13 protein-coding genes are annotated in these 13017 nt (G+C 46.8%); 4 read left to right on the forward strand and 9 right to left on the reverse strand.

The window, feature by feature from the left end; genetic code table 11:
• Positions 1-29: 29 nt before the first annotated feature.
• Positions 30-1016 carry a LuxE/PaaK family acyltransferase gene (locus ABD960_RS03605; protein ID WP_345330077.1) on the reverse strand — a complete coding sequence of 329 codons (987 nt, stop codon included), beginning with the start codon at positions 1014-1016 and terminating at the stop codon, positions 30-32.
• 157 nt (positions 1017-1173) lie between these two features.
• Between ABD960_RS03605 and ABD960_RS03610 the strand changes: the two genes are divergently transcribed.
• A complete protein-coding gene (locus ABD960_RS03610) occupies positions 1174-1845 on the forward strand; it encodes a lipid-binding SYLF domain-containing protein (protein ID WP_345329522.1) in 672 nt (223 codons plus the stop codon).
• A gap of 46 nt (positions 1846-1891) precedes the next feature.
• On the opposite strand, the gene ABD960_RS03615 is transcribed toward ABD960_RS03610, so the two are convergent.
• The 5 genes from ABD960_RS03615 to ABD960_RS03635 all read right to left on the reverse strand — a co-directional run bounded on the left by ABD960_RS03615 (position 1892) and on the right by ABD960_RS03635 (position 5971).
• Positions 1892-2578: a DUF1345 domain-containing protein gene (locus ABD960_RS03615; RefSeq protein ID WP_345329523.1), complete on the reverse strand. Its 687-nt coding sequence runs from the start codon at positions 2576-2578 to the stop codon at positions 1892-1894.
• Between the two features lie 52 nt (positions 2579-2630).
• Positions 2631-2873 carry a YwbE family protein gene (locus tag ABD960_RS03620; RefSeq protein ID WP_345329524.1) on the reverse strand — a complete coding sequence of 81 codons (243 nt, stop codon included), beginning with the start codon at positions 2871-2873 and terminating at the stop codon, positions 2631-2633.
• 4 nt (positions 2874-2877) lie between these two features.
• Positions 2878-3207, reverse strand: a complete 330-nt coding sequence (locus ABD960_RS03625) for a DMT family transporter (RefSeq protein WP_345329525.1) — start codon at positions 3205-3207, stop codon at positions 2878-2880.
• 2 nt (positions 3208-3209) lie between these two features.
• On the reverse strand, positions 3210-4544 hold the full coding sequence (argH, locus tag ABD960_RS03630; RefSeq protein ID WP_345329526.1) for an argininosuccinate lyase: 1335 nt from the start codon (positions 4542-4544) through the stop codon (positions 3210-3212).
• 110 nt (positions 4545-4654) lie between these two features.
• Positions 4655-5971: a flavin monoamine oxidase family protein gene (locus ABD960_RS03635; RefSeq protein WP_345329527.1), complete on the reverse strand. Its 1317-nt coding sequence runs from the start codon at positions 5969-5971 to the stop codon at positions 4655-4657.
• A gap of 93 nt (positions 5972-6064) precedes the next feature.
• Between ABD960_RS03635 and ABD960_RS03640 the strand changes: the two genes are divergently transcribed.
• The gene (locus tag ABD960_RS03640) at positions 6065-6799 is read left to right on the forward strand and encodes a DNA-formamidopyrimidine glycosylase family protein (RefSeq protein ID WP_345329528.1); all 735 of its coding nucleotides are present in this window, start codon (positions 6065-6067) and stop codon (positions 6797-6799) included.
• Between the two features lie 4 nt (positions 6800-6803).
• On the opposite strand, the gene ABD960_RS03645 is transcribed toward ABD960_RS03640, so the two are convergent.
• A complete protein-coding gene (locus ABD960_RS03645) occupies positions 6804-8123 on the reverse strand; it encodes a serine hydrolase domain-containing protein (protein ID WP_345329529.1) in 1320 nt (439 codons plus the stop codon).
• Between the two features lie 173 nt (positions 8124-8296).
• Here ABD960_RS03645 and ABD960_RS03650 point away from each other — a divergent pair, with 173 nt between their 5' ends.
• Together ABD960_RS03650 and ABD960_RS03655 are read left to right on the forward strand one after the other, a co-directional pair.
• Complete coding sequence (locus ABD960_RS03650) at positions 8297-10882, forward strand: FtsK/SpoIIIE family DNA translocase (protein ID WP_345329530.1); 2586 nt, start codon at positions 8297-8299, stop codon at positions 10880-10882.
• Between the two features lie 120 nt (positions 10883-11002).
• Positions 11003-11350 carry a hypothetical protein gene (locus ABD960_RS03655; protein WP_345329531.1) on the forward strand — a complete coding sequence of 116 codons (348 nt, stop codon included), beginning with the start codon at positions 11003-11005 and terminating at the stop codon, positions 11348-11350.
• Here ABD960_RS03655 and ABD960_RS03660 read toward each other — a convergent pair.
• Complete coding sequence (locus ABD960_RS03660; RefSeq protein ID WP_345329532.1) at positions 11347-12264, reverse strand: DUF72 domain-containing protein; 918 nt, start codon at positions 12262-12264, stop codon at positions 11347-11349. The genes ABD960_RS03655 and ABD960_RS03660 overlap by 4 nt on opposite strands.
• Positions 12265-12285: 21 nt before the next feature.
• Positions 12286-12699 carry an EVE domain-containing protein gene (locus ABD960_RS03665; RefSeq protein ID WP_345329533.1) on the reverse strand — a complete coding sequence of 138 codons (414 nt, stop codon included), beginning with the start codon at positions 12697-12699 and terminating at the stop codon, positions 12286-12288.
• Positions 12700-13017 lie beyond the last annotated feature (318 nt).

A 13017-nucleotide genomic window follows, 5' to 3' on the forward strand; every position in this document is an offset into this window, starting at 1 on the left:
GTAAAATACTAATATGCGCAAATTAAGTTTTAGGCTATCAGTAAATTACAGCCGCGAATGTCCGAATTATCAAAGCGTCCAAGTATCTCAAAGGAGCCGTCGGCATAAACCTTACCCAAATCCTGCGTGGCAATAAAAGAACAGGAGTTGATATTAGCCAGATCAATAATGTTAACGCCGCCCGTTTTGCCCGTTTCCATTAAACTTAACGGGTCATTTGGGTCGCGGGTGATGATGCGCATCCAGGGCGGGCAGTTAAATACACCCTCGCCTTTTGAATAAGCCTGCGAGAGCAGTTCCGTCATGCCGTATTCCGAATGTATCGCACTAACGCCAAAGCCCTGGCAAAGCGTAGCGTGCAGTTCATCACGGATCATTTCCTTACGGCGGCCTTTCATGCCCCCGGTTTCCATCACAATCAGCTCCGGGAAATCTATCGGGTAGAGCTCAATGAAATTGAGCAGGGCAAAGGTTACGCCTAATAATAATGTTGGCCTTTTAAGCTCCTGCTGTTTTTTAAGCTGATGAAACAGGTCGGCATGATTGTACAGGTAAAAACCGCTGTCGGGATTGTTTGATTGTTTGATCAGATCCTCAGCCATATAAATAAGCGATGAACCTTCTCGCTCCAGGTAGGAGGGCAGCAGGGCCAGTACCGTATAATTCTTTATATCGCCATAAAATAAACCAAATGCCTTGCGAAAACTCTCCACATACCAGCTTACATCGGCAACATGGTGGCAGCTGGTAATTATGCCGGTAGTGCCCGAACTGGTAAAGGTAACCTCAATATCATCGTGCGAGGTAACTACCGCCTGCGATTTAAAGAACTCCACCGGCAAAAACGGAATGCTGCTAACCTTGTTTACCGAAGCTGCATCAACATTTAATCCGCTTAAAAACTCCTTGTAAACAATGTTATGCTCAGCCTGGTAACTGAACACATCAATTACGGCGCGGTTAAACTCAGCATCATTGTTGATAGAAAATATTTGTTCTTTACCGGGTTTGTTCATCACTGCAAAGATAATTAAATGCCCGGCCATGCAAATTTAACGCCTGCCCGGCCTATCATAATAAAGTAAAATGCGCGTTTAGGTAAACAAGCGTTATGCTTGTTGGTTGTAATATTGCAGCTAAATACTTAGACGATACCAAACATTTAAAGAGCTTATGAAAACGTTAAAATTCTTAAAACTCCCGCTTTTGTTAAGCGTGTTTTTTATACTGACTTCGGCCGCTGACGCAGGCAAGGAAACTGAAAGAATAAACAAATCAACCGAGGTGCTTACGGCATTTACCAAGATGAAAGAGAGCATACCGCACGAATTGTTGCAGGAATACCAGGGCCTTGTTGTAATACCCAAGTTGATTAACGCGGGCTTTGGCATTGGAGGTAAACGCGGCAAAGGCGTGGCCATGGTAAAACTGGCCGACGGTAGCTGGAGCGACCCGGTATTTATAACCATGACCGGCGGTAGCATCGGTTTCCAGATTGGTGTTCAATCGGTGGATCTGGTGCTGGTGTTTAAAAGCAAAGGCGTGCTAACCAAGGTTAAAAACGGCGACTTTACCATCGGTGGTGATGTGTCGGCAACGGCTGGTCCGGTTGGCCGCAGTTCGAGCGCCAGTACCGATCATGAGTTGGATGCCGAGATCTACTCTTACTCACGTAGTAAAGGATTGTTTGCCGGTATCAGCATTAATGGTTCAAACCTGGCAATAGACAAAACATCCATCGCTAATTTTTACGGCGCTAATGCTACCTCGCAGGATATATTCGCTTCATCAAAAAACAGCACAGAAGCGGTAAAAACCTTAAAAGCAACGTTGGCTAAAATGTAAATTATATAACAGGTTATTTTAGAGCCGGACTGAGAAGTCCGGCTTTTTAGTTTGATATGAGGCTCGAAACAATATTGATGCTTAGCGCAACAATGGCGGTATTAAAAACAAAGGACACGAGGCTATGTACCAGCGCAAGCCGACGTATGCGGCGCGAGGATATTTCCACATCGGAGACCTGGAAAGTCATGCCAATAACAAAGGAGAAATACACAAAGTCCAGGTAATCGGGTTGTGATTCATCAGGAAATTGCAGGCCACGGTTGGTGGCGTGCAGTTGTGTATCATAATAAATATGTGCGTAGCGTAACGTAAAAATGGTATGCACCAGCCACCAGGATGTTATTACCGCGCCTAACGAAAGAAACACATGGGCCGCTATTTCATCATCGGTGTGCCATTTGGTTGATTTTAGCAGAATGTATATAGCGGCCAGACTGATGATGGCCGAGCACAAAACGATGATGAAGATCAATGTACGGCTCGAATCTTCAATGCTCGCTATCTTTCGTATCTCTCGCGGGTGAGCGCCGAATATCACTATCCAGTCCAAAATAATAATGCTGGCGGCAAAGCCGATCCAGGTAGTAAGTATAGTTGCCGGTACTGATTTATTATGGAAGATAAAATACGTTCCGCCTGCTACCAATAGCGCGAAAAGGATACGGTAATGCGCGTCGATCCGCAGAAAGAAGCCTTTAGGTTTATGCAATTTGGGGTTGATACCGCTCATGTATCAAATATGAATAAACGCCGGTAAATAATACAGTTGCCGGCAACGAATTTTAGTCGCCGATGATTTCGGCAACACGACCAACCTGCCCATCCTCTAACCTTACTTTTATACCGCGCGAATGATAGGCCGCGCTGGTGAGCAGTTTTTCAACAATGCCGCGGGTGCGTTTGCCGCTGCGCTGATCTTTTTTCAGGATGATATCAACCTCAAGGCCGGGGTAAATATCCTCGCGGCGCTGGCCGTTATTGCCGCCGCCTTCGCTGGTGAGCCTGAATGTGGGTATGCCTGCCATAATATTAATGTGAGGATACAAATTTAAGCCCAACAATTGAACTTATCAGCGTGGCGATAAAAAATAAACGCCAGAAGCTGGCCGGCTCTTTAAAAAACAGGATACCTATAATTACCGTGCCTACCGCGCCAATGCCCGTCCATACGGCGTAGGCTGTGCCCAGCGGCAGCGTTTGGGTAGCTTTGTATAGCAGGATCATGCTCACAGTTAAAAAAAACAAAAAGCCGCCGATCCACGACCAATACAGGCTGCCCGAAGCTTCTTTGGCTTTACCCAAACAGGTGGTAAAGCCAACCTCGCAAAGGCCGGCTAAAATGAGTATAAACCAGTTCATCGTTATCGTATTAAACCCGCTACCGCCTGCTCAACTTTATCAAAATTAAAGCTTGATAATAATTCATTGAACGCCGCGCTGATGTGCTCATTGCCGAGGTTGCCAATGCTACCTTCGTGAGTATGATTTACTGTTTTTTCGGGGTTAAAGTTACCTTGCTCAATAGCTAAACCTACCTGCTTGTAAGCATCACGGAAAGGTACGCCGCTTAATACCTGTTTATTCACTTCTTCTACGCTGAAGAGGTAGGTGTACTTGGCATCATCCAGAATATTGGTTTTTACCTCGATGTTTTGCAGCATAAAGGTGGCCATGTGCAGGCAATTTTTTAGTTCCGTAAAGGCCGGGAACAATAGCTCTTTTAGCAGTTGCAGTTCGCGGTGATAGCCTGATGGCAGGTTGGTGGTCATCATGGCTACATCATTGGGCAGGGCTTGCAGGCGGTTACATTTACCGCGCATAATTTCCCATACATCCGGATTTTTTTTATGCGGCATTATGCTGCTGCCGGTGGTCAGGTTTTCCGGGTAGCTTACAAAGGCGAAGTTCTGGCTGAGGTACAGGCATTGGTCCATTGCCATTTTAGCCAGCGTTGCCGCTATGGATGATAGCGCCTGTGCGATAATGCGCTCGGTTTTACCCCGGCCCATTTGTGCGTAAACTACGTTATAGTTAAGGCGATCAAACCCCAGCAACTGGGTGGTAAGCGTGCGGTTAAGCGGGAACGATGAACCATAACCCGCCGCCGAACCTAATGGATTTTTATTGGTGATCTTGTAAGCGGCCAGCACCAGTTCCAGGTCATCGGCCAGGCTTTCGGCATAAGCGCCAAACCACAGGCCGAACGATGACGGCATAGCCACCTGCAAATGGGTATAACCAGGCAGTAAAACATCCTTATGCTTTTCGCTCAATGCTATTAATTGCTTGAACAAACTTTCGGTTTCAGTAACCACCTGCTGTAACTCATGGCGAAAAAATAATTTCAGGTCAACCAGTACCTGGTCGTTACGTGAACGGCCGCTGTGAATTTTTTTGCCGGCCTCGCCAATGCGGCGGGTAAGCAGCAGTTCTACCTGCGAGTGTACATCCTCAACATGGTCCTCTATTACAAAATCGCCGTTGGCAATCTCTTTATAGATGTTTTTCAGCTCGCCCTGTACCAGCTTAAGATCCTCAGCACTCATCAGGTTGATGCTTTGCAGCATGCGCGTATGCGCCAGCGAACCTAATACATCAAAAGCGGCCATCTGGCGGTCAAACTCGCGGTCGCGGCCTACGGTAAAATCTTCTACTAACTGGTTAACGTTGGTGGTTTTTTGCCAAAGTTTGCTCATGCTGCAAATATGGTAATTTATAGGGAATGTATACCCCTCCTAAATCGTCCCCAAGGGGGAGGACTTAAAAAAATCTTATTAGGTCAAAGTATTAAAATGCTCCCTCTCCTTTAGGAGAGGGATGGGGTGAGGTTTATGCGCTCTACCACATTTTTCCCACTGCTTAGCGCCGCCTCAACGGTGCCCATGGCGGTACCGTCGTACAGGTATTCGCCGCAAAAATACAGGGTGTCATCAACCGGTTGATCGAGTATCTTTCGCGCCTTGTCGCTGCCAACCATGTCATAAGCGTATGATCCGAGGGTGAAAGGGTCGGCGGTCCAGTTGGCAATGTTCCAGGCTATCAGTTTGCTTTTTAATACTTGGGGCGCAATCTTAAAGATATGGCTTAATGATGTTAGGGCGAGTTGCAGCATATCATCATTGCTTGCATCCTTTTTATCAAACGCTGCCGGGCCTCCCAGCCAGCCCGTAAGTACCGGCGTAGCATTTGGGGCTTGCGTCCACCAGGTAGGTACAGCTTCGTTGCTCAGCAAAAATCCCATGGTTTTCAGATTGGCGCCTGCCAATCGAGCCACCACTTCACTATGCCAAAAAGCTTCATCAAACTCAAGCAGTATTTTTATAATAGCGCCAAATCCTATATCTCGTATAGCATCTAAATGGGCGGGAATACCCGGATTGAACCTTACCGCACTCGATGCCGACGCAGGCGCTTTTAAAACACCCAGCGGCAGCGCAATGATAGCTTTCTCTGCTGAATAATGATTTCCATCAGCGCATATCGCCGTAACATTGCCCGCCTGCCAACGTAATTCCTTAACTAAGGTGTTTAACACAATGCTGCTCCCAGCCGACTTGCATGCATCTGCCAGGTATTTTATCATGCGGCAATAACCCTGTGCAACACGGTATTGGTCATCCTCTTCGTTAGTCCACTCGTTGCCAAGGGCTTTGGCGCTGGCCAGGGCAGGGTCGGCAGTATCATAGCCGGATACAAAACGAATGGCACTTTTACGCAGATCGGCATAACGCTCACTGGCAAAGTGTTTATTCAGAAACTCGAGCAGGGGCATATCGTTGTCAAGCTCATTTAATTTATCCAGCATTTCGTCCCAGCCCGCGGTTATCTCGTCATTTTGCGAAAAGCGGCCGTTATCATACCGCCACATCTCAAACCCGGCTTGCCGGTATTTTAAACCGGCTTCATCCAGTAATTGAAGGGTTACGGGCAGGTTGCCATGCACAAACTCAGCGCCTAATTCGGCCTGCTGAAAAAACAGTTCGTTATAAATGGTTTGAATACGCCCACCCGTGCGGTTGCGCGCCTCGAGCACGGTTACCGTTTTGCCGGCTTTAGTTAATTGATAAGCCGCCATTAAACCTGATGCACCGGCGCCAATAATCAGTACGTCTGTTTTTTTCATAAGGTGAAGAGATCGAGGCCAATAAACAAAACCTCTTTACTAACAACAATCATAACGCCTATGGGTTGTTACAGTTGATAAATAATTATGCAAATGCCCGAAGGCCCAACCATCATCATCGCCAAAAATAACCTGCAAAAATTCATAAACAAGCGGGTTATGGCAGCACAAGGTTATACCCCTGCGTTTGAGCCTGCTATACTGGAGGGTAAGGTGCTTACCGATATTAAATCCTGGGGAAAGCACCTGCTGTTATGTTTTGGTAAGATTACCGTACGCGTGCATTTTATGCTGTTTGGCTCCTATAAAATTGATGAGCGCGGTAAAAATAACGCCGTGTTGCAACTGGAGTTCACCAATGGCACGCTATACTTCTATGTAGCCAAATTGCTTTTGATTGAGGATGACCTTGACAAGATATATGACTGGCAGGCCGATATCATGAATGATGATTTTAATCCTGATAAAGTCATTGAAAAAATAAAAGCCAAACCCAACCGTATGATCTGCGATGTGCTGATGGATCAGCAGGTATTTTCGGGCGTGGGCAATATCATCAAGAACGAGGCGCTGTTCCGCTCAAAGGTACATCCGGAAAGTATAGCCGGTTCCATTCCCGCTGCTAAGCTAAAGCAGTTAATCAACCAAACGGTGACTTACACCTTTGAGTTTCTCGACCAAAAACAAGCCGGAACGTTGAGCCGCAACTGGCAAGCCTATGAGCAGGATGAATGCCCGCGCAACCAGGTGCCCTTTATAAAGCAGGAACTGGGCAAAACCAAACGCTGGTGCTATTATTGCAACAAATGCCAGAAGCTGTATAAATAGGCGTTTATTCTTTTTTAAATATGGTGCCCCTGCTGCCCTGTTCAATGTTCAGCTCGCCTTTCGCGGTATCAAAGGTAATCACGATGCCTGCCGGATCGAAGCCGAATTTATCCGTGCCGATAGGTTCCAGCGGGAAATCGCTTTGGCCGGTTGCCTGCGCGGTAAGTACGCCATCCTTTTTTGCGATGGTGATTTTCATGGCGGCCTGTACTATACCATAAATGCCGGTATACTTTGTCAGTTCAGCATCCGTCAGTTTTACATTGCTGAATACGGGTAGCTGGTAAGCTTGCCCAAAGTAAATTTTCAAACTCGCCAAAAGCAGGTTGTCAACAGAAAATGTTCCGCCGTTACTGCAAATAGCTACGGTAAACTTTTCATCCGGAAAATAAACCAAGGCTGAATTGAAGGCATCGATGCTGCCGTTATGGCCAAAGGCAGTTTTATTATCAAAGCGGTAAGCAAACATGCCAGAGCCGAAGTTGCCATTAAGTCTTTTCATTACCTTCAGGCTGCTATCGCTAACCAGTTTGCCGTTAAATAATCCCTCTATAAAACGGGTGAGCTCGGCGGGTGTGGAAACAATGGCGCCTGCACCGCCCGGTATGCTCATATCGGTAGCGGTTTCCGGTTGCCATCCGTTGCGGTATTTAAAAGACTGCGCTTCGCCTTTCTTTGTATTAATGGCACCGCCAGCATAGGTTTTATCAAGGCCGAGTTTACCGGTTATACGTTCTTTTATCAGCTGTGCGTAGCTTTTGCCGGTAACTTTTTGCGCTATAAAACCCAGCAGCACATAGTTGGTGTTGCTATAAGCTGATTTCGTATCCGGATCAAACGCTTTTGGTAATTTTTCGAACCGGGCAATCTGCTGCTGCTCTGTTTGCGTTTGTTTATAGTAGGTAAGGTAAGTACTATCATTAGTAAAGTTGAACAGACCGCTGCGGTGCTTTAACATCAGGCCGATGGTTGTTTTATCCGCCCCGGGTATTTTAGGGTACCATTTAGATAATGGATCGTTCAACTGAAGTTTACCTTCATCAATCAATTGAAAAACGAGGGTAGCCGTAAACATTTTACTGATAGAGCCAATACGGTATTTGGTTTCTACAGTAGCCGGCATATCGGTTGCCGCAATGCCGGTAGCTTTTTGATAGATCACTTTGCCGTTTTGGGAGATGGCCACACTTGCCATTCTGCGGTTGTTTGTTGCCAACACCTCCAGCAGGTTATCGAGCTTCGCTTTATTAAAGGTGTTTTGTGCGAACGCGTTTATGGTTAACGTGATAATGCATGTTAAGGCCAGTAGTGTTTTCTTCATCATGTGATAATTTTCAGTTATGAGACTACATGGCCGCGAGATAAGTTACAGCCTGTTAGGCAAAAGTTTTATATGCCGAATTTTTATACCGGTTTCTAACAAATTTTAAAAACTACCGTCAAATAAGTTGTTAACTAATTAACTTTATATTTGAAGATTATTATAGGATATCGCAGATGCCGCCAAGAGGAAATCAGTTTAAAACCAATACTATAAGGGACGAAAACAAACCCCGAAACCCAGGCACGAAGCCCGAAAAAGGGAGGGTGTTTAAGGTAAATCCCGAACATTTACCTACGTTCGACCTTAAGAATGGCCGTGTTATAAAGGTTGCCGGTTTGTTTTTTTTGATCCTCTCTATCTTTTTCTTAACGGCCTTTACCTCGTATCTTTTTACCTGGCAAGAAGATCAGAGTTATGTATCAAAAGCCAATGGCGGATGGGACAACCTGTTTAAAACCACGCAGGAACTCGCCCTTAAAAACATTGACCCGGTGGTTGATAACTGGCTGGGCAAATTTGGCGCGCTGCTGGCCAATCAATTCATTTTCGAGTGGTTTGGCGTGGCATCGTTCCTGTTCGTTTTTGTGTTTTTTGTGATGGGTTACCGTATGCTTTTTAAGGTGCGGCTGTTCTCCACAAGTAAAATGCTGGCCTATACGCTGTTTTGCATTGTATTTCTGTCTGTAGCGTTTGGCTTTTTCCATTCATTTATCAGGGATACGCCGCATTACCTGGAAGGGCAGTTTGGCTTTTGGAGCAATCGCTTACTGGAAGCGCAGATAGGGCAGACCGGTGTTTTGGGGATATTGGTATTTGCCGCGTTAACGGTATTGATAATTGCTTATAACCTTGATTTTAAGCTACCGGAGCGCAAAGTGAAAGTGAAGCCGGAGGCTGTGCCGGATGTAGTGCCCGAACCGGTAGATTTGATAGACGAAGAGCCATCAGCGCCGGTTGAATGGCCGCGCGCCAATAACCATGGCACCCTGCGCGATAAATTGGCGGCCAACGTACCGAAAACCGAGCCTGTAAGGCCGCAGCCGGTGGTTCAGGAAGTGCCTGTTTTCCATGAACCCGTGGTACTTACACCCGATCCGGTGTTGAACGAACGCGTGATACATGAACCGGAAGAAGAAGAGGAGATACCTTTAACCGTTGAAACAGAACGCCCCACGGCCATCCTGAATATCGAGAAAAGCGATTCGGACAAGGCCAATGACCTTGTGGAGCAGTTCGGTACGTTCGACCCGACGCTTGATCTGGCCAGCTATAAATATCCGCCGCTGGAACTGCTGGAGAACTATGGTACCAATAAAATAGCCGTAAATGCCGAGGAACTCGAAGCGAATAAGAACAAGATTGTTGAAACACTCAATCATTATAACATTGAGATTGATAAGATAAAGGCGACCATCGGGCCAACCGTTACGCTGTATGAGATCATCCCGGCGCCGGGGGTGCGTATCTCCAAGATCAAGAACCTGGAGGATGATATCGCCCTTAGCCTTGCCGCCCTGGGCATCCGTATTATTGCACCAATGCCGGGCAAGGGTACCATTGGTATCGAGGTGCCTAATCAGCACCCTGAAATGGTGTCGATGCGTTCAGTACTCGCTACCGAGAAGTTTCAGAACACCACGATGGATCTGCCTATCGCCTTGGGTAAAACCATCTCTAACGAAGTATTTATTGCCGATCTGGCCAAGATGCCTCACTTGCTGGTGGCGGGTGCTACCGGTCAGGGTAAGTCTGTTGGTATTAATGCCATCCTGGTATCGTTGCTATACAAACGCCATCCGGCTGAGCTGAAATTCGTATTGGTCGATCCGAAGAAAGTGGAGTTAACGCTTTTCCGCCGCATTGAGCGACACTTTTTGGCTAAACTGCCTGACGAGGCGGATGCTATTATTACTGATACTAAAAAGGTGATTAATACGCTGAACTCGTTATGTATCGAGATGGATCAGCGGTATGATTTGTTGAAGGATGCACAGGTACGTAACTTGAAGGAGTATAATGCCAAATTCATCAACCGTAAAATACCTAACCCGGAGAAGCACCGCTTTTTGCCGTTTATAGTACTGATAGTGGACGAGTTTGCCGACCTGATGATGACCGCCGGTAAGGAGGTGGAGATGCCGATTGCCCGTTTGGCACAGCTGGCCCGTGCGGTGGGTATTCACCTGGTTATTGCCACGCAAAGGCCATCAGTAAATATTATTACGGGTACCATCAAGGCAAACTTCCCCGCGAGGCTGGCGTTCAGGGTACTGTCAAAGATCGATTCGCGTACCATTCTGGATGCAGGCGGTGCCGATCAGTTGATCGGTCGTGGTGATATGCTGCTGTCAACCGGCAGCGATCTGATCCGTTTGCAGTGTGCTTTTGTGGATACGCCTGAGGTGGAAAAAATATCATCATACATTGGCGATCAGCGGGGTTACCCAACGGCGCACATGTTGCCTGAATATGTGGGCGATGGCGATGACAACAGCGGCCCTAAAGATTTTAATCCGGACGACCGCGACCCGATGTTTGAGGATGCCGCAAGGCTGATCGTACTGCATCAGCAGGGCTCAACCTCGCTGATACAGCGCAAGCTTAAACTGGGGTATAACCGCGCCGGCCGTATTATCGACCAGTTGGAAGCTGCAGGCATAGTCGGTCCGTTTGAGGGCAGCAAAGCACGTGATGTGCTTTACCCGGATGAGTACAGCCTGGAGCGCCATTTAGAGGCGTTATCGGGCAAGGGGGAGTAACCAATCCAACCCTCCCGAAGGGAGGGCTTTAAATCGAGGTGAAATCCGTCTGCGTTTATAGCTAAGCTACAGATTTCTCGCTATCGCTCGAAATGACATTGAAAATTAAGAAATCAACTTATGTTGCTATTTGCCATCATACTCGCATTAACCTTTATCAGCGGCTTATTTTTGCCCTGGTGGGTAGCCGTGCTTATTGCTTTAGTAGTAGCCTATTTTGTAAAAACTACAGGTAGCGCATTTTGGTCGGGGTTTGCAGGGGTAGGGCTGGCCTGGCTGGCATTCGCGTTACTTAAAACCCTGCCGAATGATAATATTTTAGCCACCCGCATGGCAACGTTGTTCCATCTGCCGCACTGGCTGTATTTGTTGCTGGTAACTGTGGTAATAGGCGGGTTACTGGGTGGTTTTGCGGCGCTTACCGGTAGGCTGATGAGTAAAGCGGTGGAACGCCCGCAATCAGCTTAATCAAACAATCCCTTTTCCTTGCCGATAAATTTTGGCCGCATCAGGTTTAATCCCAGTTTTTTGTTGAATTGATCCGATACATAATCGCTCAGCTCAGGCGAGTAACGTTCATCGTGCTGGTGCATAAAAAACCAAACGGATTGCAGCCCCTTATCAGCCCATTTTTTTATGCGGTCAATCCATTCGTCAACCCGCAGGTAGTCGGTACGGTCAAGGCTGTTGCCTACAAAACGGATAAACGCATGCGGCGTTGGCAGGTGCATGTGCACACAATCTCGTCGGCCGCTGGCATCGGTAATTACCGCGCCTATGTTGAGTTGCTTAAATAAGTTGAAAACCTTTTCGTTGTTCTCGGGCACTGCAAACCACTCCTTGTGCCGCAGTTCTACAAATACAGGTACATCAGTTGGCAGGTGTTCCAGGTATGCCTTTAACTCGGAGAAGCTTTTGGGGGTAAAGTTATCGCTCAGTTGCAAAAACAGCGGCCCCAGCTTATCGCCAAAGGCGGTTATGCCCTCGTAGAAGCTGGTAGTAATTTCTTCGGCGTTCTTTAACCGGCGGATATGACTGATGCTCTGAGAAAACTTGGGGCAAAACCTGAAATCAGGGTTGATAGCCGCCTTATCACGCCATTTGGCGATGGTTTCGGCACCGTAAACCTGGTAAAAGGTGGCGTTAAGCTCGATACAGTCAAAATGCTTAACGTATTCATCTAAAAAGTTAGCGTCTTTAGTTTTGGACGGATATATTTTACCAACCCACTCCTTACGGCCCCACTTGGCGCAACCTACGTGTACCTGCAAGCCGCCCTGCCGGTTTGATGCCGCAAGGGTATCAATGGTGATCTGCGGATCAGCAGGCAACGAGAAGTCTACTAATGCCAGTTCTTCGGGGGCTACACGACCAAATTCCATAAGGGTAGGGGTGTGAATAAATTAACTGCCTAATTCAACAATACGGTCAAACTCCTCGGGTTTTAATGACATAACCGACAAGCGGCCCTGACGTATTAATCCTATATCTTTCAGGCGCTCGTCCGCCTTGATCTGCTCCAGCGTAACCGGTTTCTTCAGCGCCTCAACCGGCGACAGATCAACCACCACCCAGTTGGCATCATCCGTAGTAGGGTCCTGGTAAAACTCCTTAACCACTTTGGCAATGCCCACAATCTCTTTACCCTCATTGCTGTGGTAAAACATCACCAGGTCGCCCTCTTTCATGCCCTTTAGGTTGTTACGTGCCTGGTAATTACGCACGCCATCCCAAAAAGTGCGGCCATCCTCATTAAATTTTTCCCAGCTATATTTAAACGGTTCGGATTTTACTAACCAATATTGTGCTTTTTTCATACTAAAAACAGGGTTTTTGTGCTATCAGGTGCCAAAATAGGTGCCAAAAAAAGGTGAAATTCTACACGTCTAAAAAAGGGCAGAAAACCACCAAAGGTTATCTTTTTACTAACCAATACTGTGTGTTTTTGCTAATGTCTGACGTGTTTTTCATCCTAAAGGTGCCAAAATAGGTGCCAAAAATAACTAAAAAACAGGAACAAAATTCCAGCTTTTTAGGTGTAGTTGTTTTTGGTCAAGCGGTCGGATTTTGCTATATTTGGGCTGTGTTTCGGAAGAACGCTTTTTAAAAAAGCCCAAAAAGAAAATCTGAATTTA

The sequence above is a fragment of the Mucilaginibacter defluvii genome, assembly GCF_039543225.1.
Taxonomy (GTDB): domain Bacteria; phylum Bacteroidota; class Bacteroidia; order Sphingobacteriales; family Sphingobacteriaceae; genus Mucilaginibacter; species Mucilaginibacter defluvii.